At 71.5% G+C, this 22,179-nt stretch carries 16 protein-coding genes and 3 tRNA genes; 13 read left to right on the top strand and 6 right to left on the bottom strand.

Going from position 1 to position 22,179, the window contains the following annotated elements; genetic code table 11:
• The first annotated feature begins 2 nt into the window (after positions 1–2).
• The 3 genes from EXE48_RS02730 to EXE48_RS02720 all read left to right on the top strand — a co-directional run bounded on the left by EXE48_RS02730 (position 3) and on the right by EXE48_RS02720 (position 2,868).
• Positions 3–533 (top strand): 50S ribosomal protein L16, encoded by a 531-nt coding sequence (locus EXE48_RS02730; RefSeq protein WP_053770214.1) that lies wholly within the window; start codon positions 3–5, stop codon positions 531–533.
• Between the two features lie 138 nt (positions 534–671).
• Positions 672–2,726 (top strand): DEAD/DEAH box helicase, encoded by a 2,055-nt coding sequence (locus EXE48_RS02725; protein WP_137710713.1) that lies wholly within the window; start codon positions 672–674, stop codon positions 2,724–2,726.
• Positions 2,727–2,797: 71 nt separating this feature from the next.
• Positions 2,798–2,868, top strand: a tRNA-Pro gene (locus tag EXE48_RS02720).
• A 330-nt stretch (positions 2,869–3,198) separates the two neighbouring features.
• Here the strand turns inward: EXE48_RS02720 and EXE48_RS02715 are convergent.
• Genes EXE48_RS02715 through EXE48_RS02710 form a run of 3 tightly spaced genes read right to left on the bottom strand, consistent with a single transcriptional unit; the run spans position 3,199 to position 5,684 of the window.
• A complete protein-coding gene (locus EXE48_RS02715; RefSeq protein ID WP_137710712.1) occupies positions 3,199–4,284 on the bottom strand; it encodes a hybrid sensor histidine kinase/response regulator in 1,086 nt (361 codons plus the stop codon).
• A gap of 46 nt (positions 4,285–4,330) precedes the next feature.
• Positions 4,331–4,807 (bottom strand): response regulator, encoded by a 477-nt coding sequence (locus EXE48_RS18645; protein ID WP_199236336.1) that lies wholly within the window; start codon positions 4,805–4,807, stop codon positions 4,331–4,333.
• On the bottom strand, positions 4,794–5,684 hold the full coding sequence (locus EXE48_RS02710; RefSeq protein WP_199236335.1) for an HxlR-like winged helix-turn-helix transcriptional regulator: 891 nt from the start codon (positions 5,682–5,684) through the stop codon (positions 4,794–4,796). Before EXE48_RS02710 ends, EXE48_RS18645 begins: the two co-directional genes overlap by 14 nt.
• 337 nt (positions 5,685–6,021) lie before the next feature.
• Here EXE48_RS02710 and EXE48_RS02705 point away from each other — a divergent pair, with 337 nt between their 5' ends.
• From EXE48_RS02705 to EXE48_RS02670, 8 genes are all read left to right on the top strand, one after another.
• Positions 6,022–7,131 (top strand): FIST signal transduction protein, encoded by a 1,110-nt coding sequence (locus EXE48_RS02705; RefSeq protein ID WP_137710711.1) that lies wholly within the window; start codon positions 6,022–6,024, stop codon positions 7,129–7,131.
• On the top strand, positions 7,128–9,128 hold the full coding sequence (locus tag EXE48_RS02700) for a sensor histidine kinase (protein ID WP_137710710.1): 2,001 nt from the start codon (positions 7,128–7,130) through the stop codon (positions 9,126–9,128). Before EXE48_RS02705 ends, EXE48_RS02700 begins: the two co-directional genes overlap by 4 nt.
• A 91-nt stretch (positions 9,129–9,219) precedes the next feature.
• Positions 9,220–9,813: a hypothetical protein gene (locus tag EXE48_RS02695; RefSeq protein WP_137710709.1), complete on the top strand. Its 594-nt coding sequence runs from the start codon at positions 9,220–9,222 to the stop codon at positions 9,811–9,813.
• 63 nt (positions 9,814–9,876) lie between these two features.
• Complete coding sequence (locus tag EXE48_RS02690; RefSeq protein WP_137710708.1) at positions 9,877–10,974, top strand: signal peptidase I; 1,098 nt, start codon at positions 9,877–9,879, stop codon at positions 10,972–10,974.
• Positions 10,971–11,798: a hypothetical protein gene (locus EXE48_RS02685; protein WP_137710707.1), complete on the top strand. Its 828-nt coding sequence runs from the start codon at positions 10,971–10,973 to the stop codon at positions 11,796–11,798. Before EXE48_RS02690 ends, EXE48_RS02685 begins: the two co-directional genes overlap by 4 nt.
• 128 nt (positions 11,799–11,926) lie before the next feature.
• Positions 11,927–12,946: a DUF5305 family protein gene (locus EXE48_RS02680; protein ID WP_137710706.1), complete on the top strand. Its 1,020-nt coding sequence runs from the start codon at positions 11,927–11,929 to the stop codon at positions 12,944–12,946.
• Positions 12,947–12,995: 49 nt separating this feature from the next.
• Positions 12,996–13,066 (top strand) — tRNA-Pro (locus EXE48_RS02675).
• Positions 13,067–13,142: 76 nt separating this feature from the next.
• Positions 13,143–13,216 (top strand) — tRNA-Phe (locus EXE48_RS02670).
• A gap of 88 nt (positions 13,217–13,304) precedes the next feature.
• Here EXE48_RS02670 and EXE48_RS02665 read toward each other — a convergent pair.
• The 3 genes from EXE48_RS02665 to EXE48_RS18640 all read right to left on the bottom strand — a co-directional run bounded on the left by EXE48_RS02665 (position 13,305) and on the right by EXE48_RS18640 (position 20,371).
• Complete coding sequence (locus EXE48_RS02665; RefSeq protein ID WP_137710705.1) at positions 13,305–19,190, bottom strand: PGF-pre-PGF domain-containing protein; 5,886 nt, start codon at positions 19,188–19,190, stop codon at positions 13,305–13,307.
• 629 nt (positions 19,191–19,819) lie between these two features.
• Positions 19,820–20,113: a zinc ribbon domain-containing protein gene (locus EXE48_RS02660; protein WP_053770217.1), complete on the bottom strand. Its 294-nt coding sequence runs from the start codon at positions 20,111–20,113 to the stop codon at positions 19,820–19,822.
• An 87-nt stretch (positions 20,114–20,200) separates the two neighbouring features.
• Entirely contained in the window at positions 20,201–20,371 is a 171-nt protein-coding gene (locus EXE48_RS18640) for a hypothetical protein (RefSeq protein WP_167551884.1), read from the bottom strand.
• Between the two features lie 59 nt (positions 20,372–20,430).
• Between EXE48_RS18640 and EXE48_RS02655 the strand changes: the two genes are divergently transcribed.
• Both EXE48_RS02655 and EXE48_RS02650 read left to right on the top strand, forming a co-directional pair.
• Positions 20,431–21,177 carry an HAD family hydrolase gene (locus EXE48_RS02655; protein WP_137710704.1) on the top strand — a complete coding sequence of 249 codons (747 nt, stop codon included), beginning with the start codon at positions 20,431–20,433 and terminating at the stop codon, positions 21,175–21,177.
• Positions 21,174–22,169: a phosphotransferase family protein gene (locus EXE48_RS02650; RefSeq protein WP_137710703.1), complete on the top strand. Its 996-nt coding sequence runs from the start codon at positions 21,174–21,176 to the stop codon at positions 22,167–22,169. Before EXE48_RS02655 ends, EXE48_RS02650 begins: the two co-directional genes overlap by 4 nt.
• Positions 22,170–22,179 lie beyond the last annotated feature (10 nt).

The raw sequence follows: 22,179 nt of genomic DNA, 5'->3' as shown, positions 1-22,179 counted from the left end.
CCATGTCTGACAAACCCGCCTCCATGTATCGGACGATCGACAAGCCGTCGTACACCCGCCGCGAGTACATCACGGGCATCCCCGGCTCGAAGATCGCCCAGCACAACATGGGCGACCTCTCCGCGGAGCCGGACGACTACCCCGTCCAGATCAGCCTCCGCGTCGAGGAGGAGCTCCAGGTCCGACACGGCTCGCTCGAGAGCGCGCGCCTGTCGGCGAACCGCCACCTGATCAAGGAGCTCGGCGAGGGCAACTACAAGATGACCCTCCGCAAGTTCCCCCACCAGGTCATCCGGGAGAACAAGCAGGCGACCGGCGCCGGCGCGGACCGCGTCTCCGACGGCATGCGCCAGGCGTTCGGGAAGCCGGTCGGCACCGCCGCGCGGCTCGACAAGGACGACGTGATCTTCACCGCGTACTGCGACGTCGACCAGGCGCCCGTCGTGAAGGAGGCGTTCCGCCGCGCGTACAACAAGCTCTCGCCGCCGTGCCGGATCACGGTCGACCGCGGCGAGAAGCTCCTCGTCTCGTAACGACCCCCGACCGCCCCGTCCGTGAGGCGGGTTCTTCTCCGCGCGTTCGCGTGACGTAGCCGCGGGACTGCGCAGCCGTCCGGGGCGCCGCGCGGCGAGCCGAACTCCTGAAATACCTCGCTCGCGTACCGCACGGCAGTGTCACAGCAGCTGGCCGAGGTCGAGACGCTGTTCCTCCACGAGTCGCGGAGCGACTACACCGTGGTCGCGAACCGCGACGGCAAGCGCGTGCTCCGGGGGCGGCTCGAACTCAAGGAGACCTCCGCGGGCCCCCGCCCGGGGAAGTTCCGAGTGATCCGCGACGGCGAGGACCACCCCCGCCAGCCGGACGAGTTCGTCGACCTCGCGCGGGCGGCCGGCCGGATCCGCATCTCCGAGCAGACCACGCCCGAGAACCGGGCGCGGCTGAAGGAGATGCTGGACGGCTACCAGCTGGAGGCGACGGCGGTCCGGACCTGCCGGCGCTGCGCGAGCGACGGGCGGTACGGACCGATCACGAGCGAGGACGCGATCGAACACAACGGCGAGCTGATCTGCCGGGACTGTGCCCGCCGAGAGCTAGAGCGGGAGCTGTCGTACAAAGGCGAGTTCACGGGTGCGGCCGAGGAGCGCTTAGAGGAGCTGCTGTACGAGTCGGGCGACTTAGACCGGATCGTGAGCCTGCTTCAGGGCGGGCTCGACCCCGACCTCACGAAGTACGACGAGGTCTCGGCGAACGTCGACGACGTCTCGCCGCTGCGGACCGAGGACTTAGCCCTCCATCCGGACCTCTCCGCGCACCTCCAGGGCCGGTTCGAGGAGCTGCTTCCGGTCCAGAGCCTCTCGGTGCGGAACGGGCTCTTGGACGGCGACGACCAGCTGGTCGTGAGCGCGACCGCGACGGGGAAGACCCTCGTCGGCGAGCTGACCGGGGTCGACCGCGCGCTGAAGGGCGACGGGAAGCTGCTCTTCCTGGTGCCGCTCGTCGCGCTCGCGAACCAGAAGCACGAGGACTTCGAGGACCGCTACGGCGACCTGCTCGACGTGTCGATCCGCGTCGGCTCCTCGCGGGTGAACGACGACGGCAACCGCTTCGACCCGAACGCGGACGTGATCGTCGGCACCTACGAGGGAATCGACCACGCGCTCCGAACGGGGAAGGACCTCGGCGACGTGGGCACGGTCGTCATCGACGAGGTCCACACGCTGAAGGAGGGCGAGCGCGGCCACCGGCTCGACGGGCTCATCTCGCGGCTGAAGTACTACAGCGAAGAGCGGATGCGGACGCGTTCGGGATACGACGGCACGCAGTTCGTCTACCTCTCGGCGACCGTCGGGAACCCCGAGTGGCTCGCGGAGAAACTGCGGGCGACACTGATCGAGTACGAGGAGCGGCCCGTCCCCATCGAGCGCCACGTCACGTTCGCGGACGGCCGCGAGAAGGCGCAGATCGCCGACAAACTCGTGAAACGCGAGTTCGACACGAAGTCCTCGAAGGGGTACCGCGGGCAGACGATCATCTTCACGAACTCGCGGCGGCGCTGCCACGAGATCAGCCGGAAGCTGCGGTACGACTCCGCGCCGTACCACGCCGGCCTCGACTACGGGCGTCGGAAGAAGGTAGAACGCCAGTTCGGGAACCAGGACCTCTCCGCGGTCGTCACCACCGCGGCGCTGGCGGCCGGCGTCGACTTCCCGGCCTCGCAGGTGATCTTCGACTCGCTGGCGATGGGGATCGAGTGGCTCTCCGTGCAGGAGTTCTCGCAGATGCTCGGGCGCGCCGGGCGCCCCGACTACCACGACCGCGGCCGCGTCTACCTCCTCGTCGAGCCCGACGGCGTCTACCACGGCTCGATGGACCGCACCGAGGACGAGGTGGCGTTCACCCTCCTGAAAGGCGAGATGGAGGACGTGGCGACCCACTACGACGAGACCGCCGCGGCCGAGGAGACGCTCGCGAACGTCGTCGTCGCCGGCAAGAAGGCCAAGCGCCTCAACGACCGCATGATCGGCGAAGTCCCCACCAAGCACGCGCTCGGAAAGCTGTTGGAGTGGGAGTTCATCGACGGCTTCGAGCCGACGCCGCTCGGTCGGGGCGTCACCAGGCACTTCCTCGCGCCCGACGAGGCGTTCTTCATTCTCGACGCGGTCCGGAAGGGGACCGACCCCTACGACATCGTCGCCGACCTCGAACTGCGCGACGACGAGGAGTGAGGCGGCCGCGGTCGCCCGCGCGCGGAGCGCAACGAAACCCTTTAGCGGCCGATGCGGGTAGATGTAGGCGCGGGACCGTGGGTTAGTGGTATACTCCGGGCCTTGGGTGCCCGTGACCCCGGTTCGAATCCGGGCGGTCCCACTCCTGCGGCGCGAGCGACTCCGCGAGCGCCGCGGCCGTGGAGCGGATTCGAAGCAGGGAGCGGAGCGAGCGACGTGAGCGGAGCGACTGGGGTTCGAATCCGGGCGGTCCCACTCCTGCGGCGCGAGCGACTCCGCGAGCGCCGCGGCCGTGGAGAGGGGTAAGCCGGTGAATCGACACCGTCGCCCCGGACTCCGCACCGTCCCGCCGCCTTTCGAAGTCGTTTTGCCCCGGATCGCCATTCATCGAGATGCGAGCCGCCTTATGTCAGGCTGGGAGAACACCCGATCGAAGACCGAGCCGTCCCCCGTTCCCGCGAGCGGAATCGTTTTACGCTCGTTCGAGGGTGACCCGAACGCGCGTCCCTGAGTCGGGATCGGCCTCGACGGAGAAGGTCCCGCCGTACCGTTCGACGAACGTACCGACGAGGAAGAGGCCGAGGCCGACGTCGGTGAGATCGGTCGGGTCGTCGGCCTCGGCGACCACGCGCCGAACTCGCTCCGGCATCCCGGCGCCGTTGTCGCCCACCTCGATGACCACCGTCTCCTCGCGTTCGCGGACGTCGACGGTCACCTCGGGGGCATCCGCGCCGTTGTGGACGACCGCGTTGTCGAGGAGGTTCCGGACGACGACGCCGAGGAATCGGTCGGCCCGAGCGACGACCGTGTCGTCGAGGCCGCCGACCGCCGTCCGGACGCCCTCGTGGCGTCGTTCGAGCCTGTCTATCTCCTCTTCAACGATGTCGTTCAGGACGACCGAGACGAGCGCGTCCCCGTCGCCGTCGAGCGCCTCGAGGAGCGCGCCGGCGGACTCCGTCGACGCGACGATGCTCTCGCCCGCCTCGACGATGCGCGAAACCGCGCGCGCCTCCGCCGGGTCGTCGGGGTCGATCCCCTCCGCCCAGCCGAGGACGACGGCCGCGTCGTTGCGGATGTCGTGTCTGACGAGCCAGTTGAGCGCGGCGAGCCGGCGGCGCTGTCGCTCCAGCGCCGCGGCCTGCCGCTTGCGTTCGACGGCGTAACTGATCGTCTTGACGAGGACCCGCGGCGTGACGTGGTCTTTGATCAGGAAGTCCTGGGCGCCGCTGGCGACCGCTCGCTTCCCCATCCTCTCGTCGCCTGCGCCCGTGAGGACGACCACCGCGGCGGACGGGTCGGCGGCGAGCACGCGTTCGACGGTCGCCAGCCCCCGCGAGTCGGGGAGGTTTAAATCGAGTAACACCGCGTCGTAAGGGTCGTCGGACGCCGCGGTCGCGTCGAGCGCCGCCTCGACCGACTCGACGTGCTCGACGCCCGTCGTCTCCACCGTTTCGAGCGGGTCGGCCTGTAACTCCTGGAGCATCGTCCGGTACACCTGCGCGTCGGAGGGGTTGTCCTCCACGAGGAGCACGGACTGGTCGGCGGCCACGGTGTTCACACTCGACCGTCGGTCGGTGGTTAAAAGTAGTTTTACCCGGCGGGCGTCAGCGGCCCTCGGGCGCGGGCCGGCGCTCACCGCCCGTCGTTGTCGCAGCGAACCGGCACGCTCCCGCGACGCGGCGGGCGTACTCGCCGAACGCCAGCGGCTTGATCAGGTAGCAGTTCGCGCCGGCGTCGTACGCGCGGTCGATGTCGCCGGGGTCGTCGGACCCGCTGAACACGACGACCGGGAGCGTCGCCTCGTCGAACCGACGCCGGAGGGCGGCGACGACCGAGTGCCCCGAGCCGTCCGGGAGGTCGACGTCGACGAAGACGAGCGCGGGGAGCGGTTCGTCGCCGCTCGCGAGATCGGCGACGAACCGCTCGGCCGCGGCGACGCTCGCGACCCGAACCACCTCGGCGGCGAGGCTTCGCCGTTCTACCGCGGTCTCGAACATGAGGGCGTCGTGGTCGCTGTCCTCGACGTACGCGAGCCGGGGGATGAGGTGCTGCGCCTCCGCGCGGCGGTCAACCCCCGGCATCCGTGTCCTCCGTCGGGGCGTCGCCCGCCTCGTCGACCAGCCGACGCCACGGCTCGCGCTCACGCAACGCGACGCTCCGCTCCGCCTCGATTCGCGCCAACTCCTCGGCGGCGTCGGCGAAGGGGCCGGTCTCTTCGACCGTCGCCCCGAGTTGGTCCCTGACGAACGCGAGCCGGTGTCGTCGGCCACGGACGTCGCGGGCCGCCGGGGAGAGCTTCTCGAATCGGAGGAGCTCCGCGACGGCGTTCTCCAGCATCGTCCGGCCGATGGGCTTCGAGAGCAGCAGGTCAGCCGAGAGGGAGACGTCCGTCGGACGAACCCGCTCGGAACTGAGGAGGGCCACGGGCACGTACTCGCCGGCCCCCCTGACCGCGTCGGCGACCTCGTCGCCGTGGAGGACCGGAAGCTTCCGGTCGAGGACGGCCGCGTCGATCGACGCGTCGAGGACGTCGAGCGCCTCGCGCCCGTCCGTCGCGGTCACCACGTCGTACGTCGCGGAGAGCCACAGCGAGTACAGCTCGATCTGGCGAACGTCGTCCTCGGCGATCAGGAGGGTCGGGCGGCCGGCGCCGGTGACGTACTGCGCGTCCCAGTCGGCCATCCGCTCGACGATGTCGTAGAGGTCGCCCCCGGCGGCGGTGAGTTCGTACTCGACGCGGACGGGCTGTTCTTGTACGACGTCTCTGGTCACGGTGTCGTACTCGAGGAGGTCCTCTAGGTCGTTCGAGAGCACCTTGTTCGAGATGCCGCCGAGCTCCCGCTGGAGGTCCCCGAACCCCAGCCGCCCGTTCCGCGCGAGAGCTGCGAGAATGCGCGGCTTCCACTTCGCTCCGAGGAGGGAGCGGGCCGCGGAGTCGGTGCCGTCCGTGTCGGTCATGGTCCCTCTGCGGGGGTGTTCGTGGTCATCTGTGGTCTCGCCTCTGTTACCGTGTCGAAGTACAGGCTGGCTAATAACTTGGAGGTGACCCTCGGGGGTTGCCCGCGCGTCACCGCCGCTACAGGTCCGGCGATGCGGACGATCCGTCGGGGGTCGAACCCGAACCGGCCGCCTCGTCGGGTTCGCCGTCAGAGGCACCCCACCCGCGGTCCCCGACCGGCTCGGGAGACTCCCGCCCCCTTCGGGGGTCGGGGACCGCGCCGTACAGAGCGGCGGACTCCCCTGACCTGACGATGCGCTAATATATCTCGCCACCCTCTGGACGATCAGTTGTCTCATGGAGCAGACGTACGTTCCCCCCGATTCCTCCGTCGGCCCCGCGCTCGACGCGCTCGAAGCCGACCCCGACGTGTCCGGCCTCCTCGTCTTCACGACCGACGCCGCGGGCCCCCACGCGACCGACCTCGCCGAGAGACTAGCCGGCCCATCGCTCGCGGCGTTCGGAGGGGCGTTCCCGCAGGTGATCGCCGACGGGACCGCCCGCGAGACGGGGACGCTGCTGCTCGGCCTCCGCGAGGCGCCCGCCGTCACCCTCGTCGAGGGGCTGAGCGACCCCGACGCGGACTTCGACGCGCAGCTTCCCGACCTGCTCGTCGAGGGGTATCGGACGGCGTTCGTTCTCGCGGACGCGTTCGCCACTCGGACGGAGGCGCTCGTCGGAGCGCTGTTCGACGCCTACGGCGTGGAGGTCACCGTCCTCGGAGGCGGGGCGGGGTCGCTCTCGATGGAGCAGGCGCCGTGTCTCCTGACCGAGGACGGCTGGGTCGAGGACGCCGCCGTCGTCGCGGCCACCCGCGCGACTGGGAGCGTCGGCGTGAGCCACGGCTGGCGGGAGTTCGCCGGGCCGTTCCGCGTCACGGACGCCGACGGCCCCGTCGTGCGCCTCCTCGGTGACAGGCCGGCGTTCGAGGTGTACCGCGACCTCGTCGAGCCGGACATCGGCCGGGAGCTGACCGCCGACAACTTCTTTCAGGTGGCGAAGTCGTACCCGCTCGGGCTGAGCCGGTTTGAGGCCGAGAAGATCGTCCGCGACCCGTTCGAACCGACGGCCGACGGCGGAATCCGCTGTTTCGGCGAGGTCCCCGCCGGGTCGTTCGTCCACGTCCTGAAAGGCGAGCCGGAATCGCTCGTCGCGGCCGCCCGTGAGGCCGCCGCGGCCGCCCGCGAGTCGGCGTCGACCGCGGGCGGCGAGACGCTGTTTTTCGACTGCATCTCGCGCGTGCTCTACCTCGGTGACGAGTTCGACCGGGAGCTCAACGCGGTCGGCAAGGGGGGCGCGGGGCCGCTCGTCGGCGCGCTCACCGTCGGAGAGATCGCGAACTCCGGGCGCGAGTTCCTCGAACTGTACAACAAGACCGCGGTCGTCGGCGTGGTGAAGGGGCTGTGAGGGAGACGACTGCGACCCCGCCGGAGCAAATCCAGGTGTTCTACGAGATCGCGCTCTCCATCGGCCGGGGGGAGACGGTCGCGGCGGTGGCTCGGACGGCGCTCTCGTCGTATCTCAGGCGGCTGAACTGCTCGACGGGCGGGGTGTTCGAGCGCCGCGAGGCGCCGGACGGGGGTGCGACGTACGACCTCGTCGCCGGCATCCCGCGACAGCCGACGTTCAACGAGGCGTTCGAGGCGGCGACCGACCACCTCGCTGAGGGCGCGGAGCCCGACTCCGCCTGGCACGACGAGGCGCTGCCGGTCGTGGGGTCCCACGAGGGGTCCCACTACTACCTGTTCGACCTGCCGGACTTCGGCGCACTCGTCGTCGTGAAGAACGGAGCGCCCTTCTCTGAGGGGACGCTCGCCGCGCTCGCCCCGCTACACGAGCGACTGGCGGACGCCTGCGCCGGCCGACGAGCGGAACAGGAGGCGCGACGTGCCCGAGAGACGCTCCGGACGGTCGTCGACACGATCCCCCAAGAGGTAGTCGTCGCGGACGCCGACGGGCGGTACAGGCTGGCGAACGAGGCGGCGGCGGCCGCTCGCGGCGTCCGCGTCGAGGAGCTCGAGGGGTCGACCGGTCCGTCTCGTCTCGGCGACCGGGGGGACCGAGGCGTCGGCGACGCCGAGCAGCGGGTCATCGAGACCGGCGACCCGGTCAGGATAGCGGACGAGGAGCTGGTCGACGCCGACGGCGGCGCTCGGACGGTGACGACCGACGTGGTCCCGCTTTCGGTGCCGGGCGAGGCCGGGCGGCAGGCGCTGGTCGTCGCGGCGGACACGACAGAGCGCGTCGAGCGCGAGGAGACGCTCGAACGGACGAACACCGTTCTCAGGACGGTCCTCGACACGCTCCCGGCGGGCGTCTTGGTTGAGGACCCGAACCGAGACATCCTCGCGGTGAACCAGCGGCTGTGCGACCTGCTCGACGTGCCGGTCGACGCGGAGTCGCTCGTGGGTGCGGACTGCGGCGCGGCCGCACACGACCTGAAACACGTGTTTGAGGCGCCGGAGGAGTTCGTCGACCGAGTGGACGAGCGTATCGAGACGCGCGAGCCGGTGACCGACGAACCGCTGACGCTGGCCGACGGGCGGCAGCTCGAACGCGACTACGTACCGTACGAGCTGCCGGACGGTGAGGCGAACCTCTGGGTGTACCGCGACGTGACCGAGCGCGCCGAGCGCGAGGCCGAGCTCCGGGAGACGCGACGCCGGCTGCGTCGCTCGAATCGGGACTTAGAGCAGTTCGCGTACGCGGCGTCGCACGACCTGAAGCAGCCGCTCCGGACGGTCGGGAACTACCTCACCCTGCTCGAAGAGCTCTACGGGGTCGGGTCGACGCTCGACGAGCGCGCGTTCGACCTCGTCGAGAGCGCCGTCGACGCGACCGAGCGGATGCAGTCGATGATCGACGCGCTGCTCCAGTACTCCCGCGTCGACAGCCGCGGCGGCGCCCTGGAGCCGACCCCGCTCGCGGACGTGGTCGACAAAGCCCGGCTCAACCTCACCGTTCGCCTGGAAGACGCGGACGCGACGGTGACCGCCGAGTCGCTGCCGACGGTGCGGGGCGACTCGCGCCTGCTCGTCCAGCTGTTCCAGAACCTGATCGACAACGGCGTGAAGTACAACGACTCGGCGGGCCCCAGCGTCAACGTGGGGGCGAGAGGCGCCGTCGACCCGGCCACGCTCCCCGAGTCGGTCGCCGACAGCCTCGACGCGTCGCGCGAGTGGCGCCACGTGTACGTCGAGGACGACGGCGCGGGGATGGACGAGTCGGCCGTCGAGCGAGCGTTCGACGTGTTCGAGCGGCTGGGGCGGACGGACGTTGACGGCACCGGCGTGGGGCTGGCGCTGTGTCAGCGCATCGTTGAGTACCACGACGGGGCGATCTGGCTCACCTCGGCCCGCGGCGAGGGGACGCGCGTGGACCTGTTGCTCCCGGCGCCGGCCTGACCGGCGCCCCGTGGTAACCGCGAGGTGACCCGCCCGGCGATCCCGTGGTTACGGCCCGTATATACCCCGCCTCGTCGCCGGTACGGTTGCAATGACCCGACTGTTCACCACCGTGATCGTCGCCCTGCTGCTCCTCGCGGCGGGCGCGTCCATCAGCACCAGTGCGTTTACCGCGGCGAACGTCGACCGCTCCGCGAACATCGACGTGGTCGCCGACCAGGACGGCCTCCTCGCGCTCACCGACGGGACCTCCGGCCCGCTCGTCTACTACGACGACGAGCAGCTCGCCATCGACTTCGAGCAGGGGACCGCGACCGGCGCGAACACCGACGCGCAGTTCGTCCTCGGTGACGGCACCGACGCGAAGAACGCACACGCGTTCAGCGTGACCAACAACGACGCCGAGGCCCACGATATCGTCGCGACGTACGCCGCCGCGACCGACGACGGGAACGACGACGACAACGTGGAGTTCGTCGTTTACGACGCCCAGGGCACCGCCGTCGCGACGCTCTCAGAGGAGACCGCCGGTCAGTCGTTCGGCGCCACCGCCGGCCAGACGTTCTACGTCGTCATCACCGTCGACACGGGCCACGGCGACGCCGCCGTCCTCACCAGCGGAAGCGACCTCTCGGGCACGCTCTCGTTCGACATCGACGACAACGCGAACGCGGCGGTGCAATAGCGTCGCTGACGTAGCCGCGCCTCCAGCACCGCTCGCTTCCCACCGTTTCAGTACACTCACACCATGCTCCGGACCGCACTCACCGTCGCCGCTCTCGTCGCGCTGGTCGCCCTCGCCCTCTCCGCGGTGACCCCGCTCGGCTTCGGGTACGTGTACTCCGACAGCATGGAGCCGACGCTCGGGGTCGACGACGGGTTCGTCCTCGTCCCCGCGGACGACGTCGACGTGGGAGACGTCGTCACCTACGAGGACGCCCGCACGGGCGAGCTCGTGACCCACCGCGTCGTCGGCCGCGAGGCCGGCGGGTACCTCACCCGCGGCGACGCGAACTCCGCGACCGACCAAGCGGCGGGCGCGCCCGTCGTGACCGACGCGACCGTCCGGGGCGTCCTCCTCGAAGTCGGCGGGCGCCCCGTCGTCGTGCCCGGCTTCGGGCGCGTCGCCGGCGCGGTCAGCGGCAGCCTCGGCGTCCTCCTCGGGGGGCTCGCGCTCCTCGCGCTCGCGGCGACGCTCCGTCCCCGTCCCCGTCGCCGCGTCGGTCGGTCAGTAGTCCGGTCGGGAGAGGTCGTCTGGCCGGTCGTCGCGACCACGTTCGTCGTCACGGTCGCCCTCGTAGCGATCGCTCCGGCCGGCTACGACGCCTCGTTCGTCGTCACCGAGGCCGGGGTCGGGTCGTCGCTCACGGCCGACGCCGAGGTCGTCCGGGAGGTGGGCGTGTCGGTCGTTCGGTCGCCCGTGGCGACGCTCCTCGTCGAGACCGAGGGCGCCGCCGTCGACGGGCTCCCCGAGGGGACCGTCACCGCGTCGGCGCTCGCGCCGTACACAACCGCGAACGACCGGCGAGCGGTCCCGGTCCCGTTCGTCGACGCGACGATCCCGGTGCTGTCCGAGCGCGCATACGCGCTCCCGCTCGCGATTCGGACCCCGCCGCAGCCGGGGGCGATCACGGCCACGCTCAGGGTGTACCCGTATCCCGCGACGCTGCCCGAAGGGACGCTCCTCGCGCTCCACCGGCTCCATCCCCTCCTCGCGGCCGTCACCTCGGCCGGCGCCGGACTCCTCCCGTTCGCGGTCGCTTACCGCATCTGCTTCGACGGTCGGGTGCCGCTCCGCCCGCTGGCGACCCTACGCGCGCCGGCCCTCCGGCGGTGGTCGCGGTGACGCGCCGGCCGCCGCGACGCCGACGCCCGCGAGCGGCGAGCGCCGGGCCTCGGGGCACGCGTCGCGGGTTCCTCGCCGCCGGCGCGGCACTGGTCGGCCTCGGCGCCGCGCGCGGGTCCGGGGCCTACACGGCCGCCTCGCTCGGCCGGGGCTCCGCGCTGCCCGTCGCGAGCGACGCCGCGGGCGTGCTCGGTCTCGACGTCGCTCCCAGCGTCGCGGCCGGGGCCGAGAGCCGGCTCGTGACGGTCACGAACCGCGTCGGTCGGCCCGTCGCGGTGACCGCGACGCTGGCGGAGCCGGTCGGGACCCTCTCGAACGACGCGGGGACGCTCGCGTCCGGCGACTCGCTCGTCGTCGCCGTCGAGGTCTCCTGTGACGACGCGCCGGCCGCGGTGACGTTCACGGTCGAGGCGACCGCCGCAGACGGCTTCTCCGCGGTCGCGACGCGGCGGGCGAGCGTGGACGCGGCGGGCTGTGCGCCGCCGGCGGCGCGGCCGTCGTTCGCCGCGCTCGAGATCGTCGATACCTCTACGTCACGACGCGGGGGACGGGCGCGGTACGATGTCGGCTACGTCGTCGACGACCCCGACGGGAGCTTCGACCGGGTGGAGGTCACGTTCACCAACCGCGGCAGATCGGAGACGGAGACGGCCGCGTCCGCCGCGGCGGTCGACACGCTCTCGTTCGAGCAGCCGGGGCAGCGGTTCGGCGACCCCTACCGCATCACGGTCCGCCTGTTCGACGCGAGCGGCGAGGTCGAGAGCGCACGCGTCGAGGTGACCGACGACGCCGACGGCGGTGGAGTGGTGTTCGACTCGTCGTAAGCGGCGAATTTTCTGGTTACCTCCGGGTTACGCGACGAGTCACGACGAGGTGATTCCCGGTTTATACCGGTCCGAGGCGGGATCCAGTACATGTACGCACACCAGTTCACCAGTTCGCGGAGGGGCCGATGATGGGGCCGTGGGCGGAGCGCGCGCGGTGGTTCCTCACGACGCGGGGCACGCTCGTCGGCCTCGCGCTCCTCGTCGCCGGGGCGATCCTGCTCGGATCGGTCGGGATCGCCTACGCCGGGTCGCCGACGGCGACGACCGTCACCGAACAGCAGGCGGTCGAGACGTTCGACCTCGAACTGGCGACGAGCGCCGTCGTGACCGGAGAGACGACCCTTTTCGCCCCCGGCGAGCGACTCGCGGAGCCGCCCGTGTACCTCGCCGCCGCGACGCCGGTCGTCGACCTCTCGGTCACGAGCACCGTTCCCGACGACCGGCTCGTGACGGTCACCCAGCGCGTCTACCTCGTCACTCGGGCCGTCGAGGACGGCGAGGTGTTCTGGACCGAGCGCCGGCTCCTCGCCGGCGAGACCGTCGAGGTGACCGACGGTACGCACACCACCGAGGGGGCGCTGAACGTGACCGAGTACCGGAACACGCGGCTCGCTGCGGTCGCGAGCGAGGTCGGGACGGCCGGTCGCGTCGAGACGGTCGTCGTGGCCGAGACCGAGGTCGACTCCGGCCGATACGCCGACCGGCTCACCGTCGAGACGCCGCTCGTGACAGACGCCGCCACGTACCGGTTCGGCGACCAGCGCGAGGCGTCGACGACCCGGGCGACGCCCGTCGAGCGCACCGTTCCGGCCGCGAGAGAGGTCTCCGGCTCGCGGCTCGCCGGCGGGACGCTCCTCGCGATCGGCGGGCTCGGCATCGCCGTGCTCGGACGGCGCGAAAGCGATCCCGAGGCGGCCGCCGGCGCGAGCCGCATCCGGTACGGCGAGTGGGTCTCGACCGGATCGGTCGGGCGCCTCGGGAGCAACCGAGTGTCGGTCCGGACCCTCGGCGACCTCGTCGACGTCGCCATCGACTCCGGGCGGCGCGTCGTCCACGACCCCGACCGCGGAATCTACGTCGTGCTCGACGACGGGGTGACGTACACGTTCGTCCCTCGGAAGCGGACGCTCGCGAACGAGGAGTGACGGCGCGCAGCGAAACCCCTTAGCAGGTCATCGGGGGGCGTATGGACGCGGGACCGTAGGTTAGTGGTATACTCCGGGCCTTGGGTGTTCGTGACCCCCGTTAGAATCCGGGCGGTCCCACTCCTGCGGCGCGCGATCGACCGACTGCGGTCTTTCGAAATCCTTTTGTTGGGAATCGGCGTTAGTCCGAGTGCGAGCCGCCTTAGCTCAGACTGGGAGAGCACTCGACTGAAGATCGAGCTGTCCCCCGTTCAAATCGGGGAGGCGGCATGGCTTTTCGGCGCAATTCACATTCGTCAGTCGTGACTGAAAATCGGATCGACTCCGTCTCTGCAGGTGAAGACCGGTAAGCCCGGGGTCACGCCGACCGACGGCGGGCGAGCGCGGCGGCCCCGGCGAGCGCGGCGAGGGTCGCCGGCAGCCCGAAGCCCGGCACGCTCTCGTCCGACGAGCCGGTGGCGTTCGCGGGTGCGGAACCGTCGGCGGTGCTACCCTCCGAGGCGGACGCGTCGCCGGAGTCGGCCGTCGACTCCGCATCCGTCCCGTCGTCGGCGGCGCCCTCGCCGTCGTCCTCCGAACCGTCGTCTCCCGCCTCGCCGCTGGCCGCGTCGCCGGCGGAGACCGCGAGCGTGCCGGCAGTGGTGTTCCCGACGGTGAGCCGGTAGTCGCCGGGCTCGTCGAAGGCGACCGTGACGCCGGTCGTCACCGTCGACCCGGGGGGCACCGAGACGCTCCGGGTGGCGACGACCTCGTCGCCCGCGACGACGGAGAACGCGCCGTCGACGCGCCAGCCGGCGTCGTTCACGAGCGTCGCGGAGACGGTCATCGGTTCGCCGACCGCAGCGGTCGACGCGCCGGCGGTCGCGCCCGCGATCCGGAGGGCGTCGGCGCTCGCCGTGCCGACGGCGAACGTCGAGAAGCCCGGGGTCTCCGCCCGCAGGAGGTACGAGCCGTCGTCGCGGGCCGCGACCGCGGTTTCGAGCCGGCGCCACGCGCCGTCGTGGTAGCGGTAGACGGCCGCCGTCTGCGGGTCGACGGCCGCGTCGGCGAAGCGGTCTGCGTCGACGCGGACGCGGACGGTCGCGCCGGTCACCGCGTCGTCAGGCATCGAGTGTTCGACGGTGAGGTACCCGACCGCGCGGCCGTCGAAGGCGGGCGCGTCGGGGGCGGCCGTCGGCGACGACGAGACGGACAGCGAGTAGTCGGTCGGCCGGTCGACCGAGACCGAGAGGTCAGCGACGGCGACGGGGCCGTCCGTGGCGTTCCGGAGGTCGATCCCGACCGGAGCGCCGACGCCGGCGTCCTCGACGGTCACCGCGGCCGCCGTCGGTCCGGTCGGCGCGACGGAGACCGTCGGCTCGCGGTCGCCGCCGGCCCCGCGGTCGCCCCCGCTCGCCGCGCCGCCGGCCGTCCCGCTCGGGCCGCCTCCGCCCCCGGCTACCGGCCGCGCGCTCGCGGCCACCGCGACCGAGGCGGACTGGCCGTCGGCGCCGTTCGCCCCGGCGCCGGCCGCAGCCTCGAACAGCGTCGCGGTGTAGTCGCCGGCCGCGTCGACGGCGACCGTCGCCGTGTACGTCCCGTTCGCCTCGGTAAACGCCTCGCGGGTGAGCGTCGTCGCGTCCGGGCCGGAGACGGCGACGCCGACGTCGGCGAGCGGGGTGTCGCTCCGGAAGGAGACGCGGAGCCGCCGGTCCGCGGGGCTCGTCGCCGAGAAGTCGGAGACGGCCGGGCCGGCGGGCGCCGCGTCGGTCGGACCGACGGTGACGCTGTTGGTCTGGCCGCTCGCGCCGTCGTCGCCGTCGGCGTCCGCCGCGGTTCGGAGGACGGCGGTGTAGGTGCCGTTCGAGGAGCCCTCGTAGGTCGCCGTGTAGGTGTTCCCGTTGGTGGCGAACGCCGCCTCGGTCAGCGTCGCCGACTCCGCGCCGGAGATGTCGACGGTGACGTTCGCCAGCGGTTCGTCGCTGCCGAACGCGACGGTGACGTTCTGGCCGCTCGGGTTCGAGGCCGCAAACCCGGAGATGATCGGGGTCGCCGTCGTGACGTTCACCGTTCCCGAGCGGTCTGGCGCGTCGTTGCCGAAGGCGTCGACGGCGCCGGTCACCGTCGCGGTGTACTCGCCGTCGGTGTTGCCGGTGTAGCCGACGACGTACGACCCGTCGACGACGGTCGGGTTGTCCGTGCTGACGCTCGCGGTCTCCGGCCCGGAGAACTCCACGGCGACCGTGTCGATCGGCTCGTCGGCGTCGAAGTGGACTCGGACCTGTCGGCCCGAGGGGTTCGTCACCGAGAGGTTCGACAGCGTCGGCGGGGTCGTGTCGACCTCGACCGCCGCGGTCTGTCCGTCCGCACCGTCGTTTCCGAGCCCGTCGTCCGCGGTGACGAGCGTCGCGTTGTAGACGCCGTCGGCGCCCTCGTCGTACGTCGCGGTGTAGGTGTACGGTCCTGACCCGGTCTCCGAGAGCGAAGAGAGGGTCTCCGTCGTGGAGGGCGTCTCCAGCTCGACGGCGGTCGCCGACAGCCGCTCGCTGGCGTCGAAGCTCACGTTCACCGTCTGGCCGCTCGGGTTCGACGCCGAGAAGTCGGAGATCGTCGGCGTCACGGTGTCGACCTCGACGGAGTCCGACTCGCCGCCGGCGCCGTCGTTACCGGCGGCGTCCGCGGCGGTGTTGAGGGTCGCGTCGTAGGTGCCCTCGGTGCCGTCGTTGAACGTCGCCTCGTACGTGTACGGGCCGGTGCCGGTCTCGGTGAAGTTCGACAGCGAGAGGGCCCTAGTGGAGGCACCCGAGACGTCGACCGACAGCGCGCCGAGCGCCTCGTCGGTCTCGACGGCCACCGTGACGGCCTGCCCGCTCGGGTTCGACACCGAGAACGACTCGACGGTCGGCGGAGTCGAGTCCACTTCGAAGGCCCCGTCACTCACGTCCGACCCTGTGTTGCTGCTGTTGTCGCTCGCACTCACTCGAACGAGCGCGTCGGTCGTGTCGTCGTCGGGAACCGTCCAGTCGTAGGCGCCGTCGTTCGCGCGGCCGGACGCCACCGGCTGCCACGACCCCCCGCCGTCGGACGAGTACTCCACGACCACGTCGTCCGTGACAGTGACGTTGTCCGTCGCGGCCCACTCGACCGTCACCGTCTCGCCGCCGCGGTAGAGGCCGCCGCCGTTCGGCGCGTCGACGGTCACGTCCGGGACCGCCTCGTCGACGAGGACGGACGCGGTCTGCCCGGCGGCGCCGTCGGTCACGCCGTCGTCGGCGGTGTCGAGCGTGAAGTCATACGTCCCGTCGGTGCGTCCCTCGTAGGTCGCGTCGTAGTCGAAGCCGTCGCCGTTCGGCGTGACAGAGAAGTCCGCGAGCGAGAGGGTCGCCGTCTCGGCGCCGGAGACGGAGACGGACACGGCGTCGAGCTCGTCGGAGGAGGAGAACGAGACGCTGACGTTGCGCTCGGAGGTGCCGGTGTCGCTCGCGGAGAAGCCCGAGACGACCGGCGGGGTGTCGAGCGCGAACGAGAAGGCGGTCTGGTCGGCGTTGCCGGCGGCGTCGGCGGCGTCGACGGTCACGTCGATGCTGCCGTTCGGGAGCGTCGGCACGCCCGATCCGGCGGGGTCGACGGTCAGCATTACCCCGTCGAAGGCGACGCCGTCGGTGTTCGTGCCGGCCCCGGCGAGGATCGTGTCGGTGTCGTTCGACAGCGTGACTTCGATCGTCGACGCGTCGACGCCCGCGGTCGCGTCGGCGACGTCCACGGAGACGACCGACCGGTCGTCGGTCACCGTCTCGTCGGCGGGCGCGGCGTTCGAGAACTGCGGCGGCGTCGTGTCGACGGTGAAGGAGAACGCGGTCTGGTCGCCGTTGCCGGCGTCGTCGGCCGCCGAGACGGTCACGTCGACGGCGCCGTCGACGAGCGAGACGCCCGCCTCGGTCGTGTTCACCGTGAGGGTCGCGCCGTCGACGGAGATCCCGGTCGTCGCGTTCGTTGCGGCGTCGAACTCGGCGCCGTCGCCGCCGTCGGCGTCCGCGACCGTCACCGCGACGCTGGAAGCGTTCACCCCACGGGTGGCGTCGGTCACCTCGATGGAGATCTCCGGCCGGTCGGTCGTGACGGTCGCGCCCGCCGGCGACGCCGCCGAGAACGTCGGCGGGGTCGTGTCCACGGTCGCGGTGTCGCTGTCCCCGGCGGCGCCGTCGTTTCCGGCGGCGTCCGCGGCCGCATCGAGCGTCGCGGTGTAGTCGCCGTCCGCGCCGTCGTACGTCGCCGTGTACGCGTAGGGCGCGCTCCCGTCAGCCGTCGTCGGGGTAAGCGTCGTCGACCCGGTCGGCGTGTCGAGCGACACCGACGTCGACGCCAGCGACTCGTCGGACTCGAAGGACACCTCGACGGTGCCGGTGCCGTCGTGTGTGGCCGTGAAGCCGGTGACATTCGGCGTCCGGGTGTCGACACCGACCGACCCGGAGGTATCCGGATCCGGCGTCTGGGGGTTCCCGACGGGGTCCTCGACGCCGGAGACCTCGACGGTCACGGTCGCTTCCTCGTCGTTGTCGGTCACCGCGACGGTGCCCGTCCAGGTTTGCGCATCGGCGAAGCTTCCCGAGACTACGGTGTCGCCCTGCGCGAGTCCGGTCAGGGCCACCGCCGGCGCGACGCTCGTGTCGACGTCCTCGTCGAACGTGATGGTGACCGACTGGGTCGTCCCGGCGTCGGAGTCGTTCACGGTGCCGTCACCGACCGACACCGACGCCACGCCCGGCCGGACCGTGTCCTTCGTCACGGTCACGGGCTGGACGAACCCCTCGGCGTTCTCGAAGCCGTCGTCGAGCGCGCGCGAGGTCACCGTGAGTGGCCCGTCCGCGAGCGACGAGGCGTCGATCCCCGAGACCGTGACCAGGTCGCTGCCGCCCGTCGAGGCGGTCTTCGTCACGTTCGTCGTCCCGTCTGAGACGCGGACCTCGACCTCGTCGGCGTTCGAGCCGCTCACGAGGTCGACGGTCGCCGCGTAGGTCGTGGCGTTGCTCGCCGTGACGTTCCCGGCGACGGTGTCGACGGGCGCGATCGGCCCGCGGGTGTCCACCTCGAAGGAGTTCGACTCGTCCGGCGACTGGACGTTCCCCGCGGGGTCGGTCGCGTTCGCCACCCGGATCGTGGCGGTGGCCGCCTCGTTGTCGTCGACGATGGTGACGGTCCCCGTCCACGTTCGGGCGTCGTCGAAGTTCCCCGTCACGTCGTAGGTCCGGTTCAGGTTCGACCCGAGGACCGTGACGTTCGGCGCGACGCCCTGGTCGACGTCCTCGTCGAAGTCGACGGTCACCGTCTGTGCGACGCCGGCGTCCTCGGTGCCGATCGTGGCGTTGGTGATCGTCGCGTCCGCGACGCCCGGGAAGTCCGTGTCCTTCGACGGCGACGCCAGACCGCTTCCCGTCGCGTCGTTGCCGCCGTCGTCGGTCAGGGTCGCGTCCACGGTCACCGTGCCGTCGTCGAGCGACGAGACGTCCAGTCCGGTGAACGCGATAGTGTCGGGGTCCGCGTCGCCGTCGTCCTCGCTGGCGACGTACTGTTCCGCGGTGACCGTCCCGCCGTTCGACAGCGTCACCGCGACCGTCCCGGCCTCGTGGTCGTCCGGGAGGTCGACGGTGAGGTCGTAGCTCCCCGCGTTGCTCGCGTTGACCACGCCGGCCGTCGCGTCGATCGGCGCGCTCGGGACGACCGTGTCCGCGAGGACGACACCGGTCGTCGGCGCGTCGTTGCCAGCGCCGTCCGTGATCGCGGCGGCGGCCGCCGCAATCGTGTCGCTGCCGAGGTCGGTGCGGTTCACGGGCGCGTCGAGCGTCAGCGTGGCCGTATCGGCTCCTACCGTGTGAGACACCGCGTCCACGCCGGTCGCCCCGCCAGATTCCACGTTCCCGTAGGTGAAGTTCGACGCCGAGAGCGCGCCGCCGTCGCTGGCGTTCACGCTCTCGTTGAACGACACGCTCACGGTGTCGCTCCCGACTTCGGCCTCGACGCCGGTGATCCCCGGCGGGACCGTGTCGACGGAGGCGGAGTCGTCGAGTTCGGCGCTCGTCTGGTTGGTCCCGGCGTCGTTGCCGACGGCGTCGACCGCGGACGTGACCTCGACGGTGTACTCGCCGTCCGAGCTCCCGTCGTACGTCAGATCGTACGTGTACGTGCCGCTGGCGTTGGTCTCGGTGAAGTCGCCGAGTCCGAACGTCGCGGTTTCGGCACCGGTGAGTTCGACGGTCGTCGCGTTCAACCGCTCGTTCGTGGTGAAGGAGACGTTGAGGTCCTGTCCGGTGGGGTTCGTGAGGGTTACGTCGGAGACGTACGGGGGGCTGCCGTCGATTTCGATTGTCGTCTCTCTTTGTCCAGTTAAGTCCTCCCCCAGTGATAATGAGTCAGCTTCGATCGAGTAAACAGTGTAAGATCCGTCAAGTCCGGATGTTTTGTTCCCGGGGAATATTTTATCAAATATTTTATCATCTTTGCTTGCGAATGACGTGCGGTTATCCCCTGAGTCATACTTTCCGTCGCCGTCCTCGTCAATGACGATGAATATTTGACTCCCATCGTCATTGGATCCGTCTTCAACGAGGTATGAGAAGCTGTCTCCATCTTGTATTTGTGATTGTTCAGTGTAAAAGAAAGTTGTCGCCCCAAGAGCGATGCTCGAAACCATCGCAACCGACACAACAGCGACGAGCGAGACCGCGAGCACGGTCCGTGCCCGCTGTGAAGGTATCATGGGGTGTGATTCGGCGCGTGCGCCGCAGTCGGCCGGCCGTGGTCCGTTCCTCGGAACGAACGCCGATCAGGTAATAAACAGTTCGCCCCTGATTCCGAGAGTTGATAACTTTGAGAACGGTCAGTCGGGAATCGTCAACGTCACGGGTCAGGCCCGAGCGGCGCCGCGCACTCGCGACAGAACGTGAACTCGGCGTCGTTGTCCGCGCCGCACTGGGGGCAGGTCGAGGGCGTCTCCGCGACGCCGTCCGAATCGGGCGGCTCGCGGTCGTACACCGGGTCCATCGTGTAGCGTTCGAGTTCGCCCTCCCGGCGCTTCCGGCTGCGCTCGCGGCCTTCGCGGAAGACGCCGACGAGGGCGCGGAGGCCGACCGCGAGCGCGGCGAGCAGCAGCGCGCCGGCGGCGACGAGGTAGACCGTCCCGACGTCGAGCATGGGGCGGCTACGAACCGGAGACGTAGGTATTGTGGGGCGTCACCACGGAACGTGACGAGCGCCGACCCGGGCGGCTTCGGCCGAGACTCACTCGTCGCCGACGAGGACGGTCGCGAGCCGGTCCCCGCAGTGCGGGCAGTTCAGCGTCTGCCACGTCTCGGGGTCGAGGTCGCCGAACGGTTCGGAGCGGCGGGCGTCCGCGACGGCGACGCGCGCGCCGCACGTCTCGCAGTCGTACGTGTCCTCGGAGTCGGTCATCGTCGGGGCTACGGGCCGGTCGCCGAAACCGACTTCGCCGCGCGGCGCCACCTCCTCCCATGAGCCGGTTCGCGGCGGTCGCGTTCGACCTCGACGACACGCTGTGCCGCCACGACCACGACGTGGACGCCCTCTACCGACGGGCGTTCGAGCGGGCGGGCGTCGAGCCGTTCGGGGAGCCGTCAGAGCTGTGGCCCCTCCTCGACGGGCCGCCGGACCCCGACGACCGGGTCGGGTACCTCGGCGCGGGGTTCGCGCGGCTGGCGGCCCAGCACGGCCGGGACGTGGACCCCGTCGCGCTCGCGGCGGCGTTCGAGGCGGTCGCGGACGAGTCGCGGGTGGCGTACCTGCCGGGCGCCGCCGACGCGCTGGCGGCCGCGGCGGACGCGGGCCCCGTGGGCGTGCTCACGAACGGTCCCGAGGCGCGCCAGCGGGCGAAGGTGGAGGCGCTCGGGTTGGCCGACCGCGTCGACGCGATCGTGTACGCCGGGGACCTCCCGCGCCGGAAGCCCCACGCGGAGCCGTTCGAGCGGCTGGCGGCGGCGCTGTCGGTCGATCGGCGAGAGATGCTGTACGTCGGGAACTCGCTGGCGTACGACGTCGCCGGCGCGCACAACGCCGGCCTCAGGTCCGCGTGGCTCCGGCGGGACCCCGACGACGCGGCGGCCCCGTACCGCCCGGACTACGTCGTCGACTCGCTGGACGAGGTGGCCGCGCTGCTGACGGCGGACGGCGGCCCGGGAGGTGAGGCGGCGGACGGCGGGGCGAGAGACGAGGTGGCGGCCCGGACGGAGGGGGACGAGTGAGCGACGCGGTCCGCGAGCGGGCCCTCGCGGCGACGCGCCCGGGGGCGACGCCCGTCAGCGTCGAGCCGTTGGGGCGGGGGAACCGCAAGCGGACGGAGGTGGTGCGGTTCGCGGCCGAGCCGCCGGTCGTCGTCCAGTGCTCGGAGGCGCCGGGGACGACCAGGACCGAGGCGGCGCTGCTGGCGGCGATCGACGCGCGGACCGACGTGCCCGTCCCCCGGCCGCTCGGCGACGGCGTCGTCGACGGCACCGGGTGGCTGGTCACGCCGCTGATCGAGGGGCGCGACCTCCACGAGGCGTTCGTCGACCTCGACCCGGCCGACCGGCGCGGGGTCGCGCGCGCCTTCGGTCGGTTCCTCGCGACGCTCCACGAGGCGTTCCGGTTCCCCGGGTGCGGGGCGCTGACGGCCGACGAGTCCCCGACCGACGAAGCGACGGGAGCGGAGTCGACCCCCGGGCGCGACCGGTCGCTGTCCGTCGGCGACCCCGCGGACGCCGCGGAGTGGGTGCGGCGGTTCGGCGAGCGGCACGCGGCGCGGCTGCCGGCCGACTTCGACGACCTCCGGGAGCGGGTCCGCGACGCGCTCCGGGGGCCGATCGGGGCCGACGGCGACCCGCGCCTCTTCCCGTGGGACTTCCGCCCCGGGAACGCCCTCGTCGCGGACGGCGCGGTGACGGCCGTCCTCGACTGGGAGGCGCCGCTCGCGGCCCCGCCCGGCGTGTCGGTTGCCAAGGCGGAACACCTCGTCGTCGACTGGTACGTGCCGGCGGACGAGACCGGACCGCTCCGCCGGGCCTTCCGCGAGGGCTACGAGTCGGTCGCCCCGCTGCCGGCGGTCGAGCGCGCGCACCGCGCGGCCGCCGTCGCGAGCGCGGTCGTCGACGGCGGGGGCGCGGTGACGAACCCGCGGTACCCGCCGGTCGACCGCGACGCGGCCGTCGAGTTCCACCGCGCGGCGCTCCGTCGGGCGCTCGACGGGAGCGACGGCTGAGCGGGGGGAG

The organism is Halorubrum sp. ASP1, from assembly GCF_005435135.1.
GTDB lineage: Archaea > Halobacteriota > Halobacteria > Halobacteriales > Haloferacaceae > Halorubrum > Halorubrum tropicale.
Note: the sequence above shows the minus strand (reverse complement) of the source record. Positions and strands in the feature narration are given on the sequence as shown.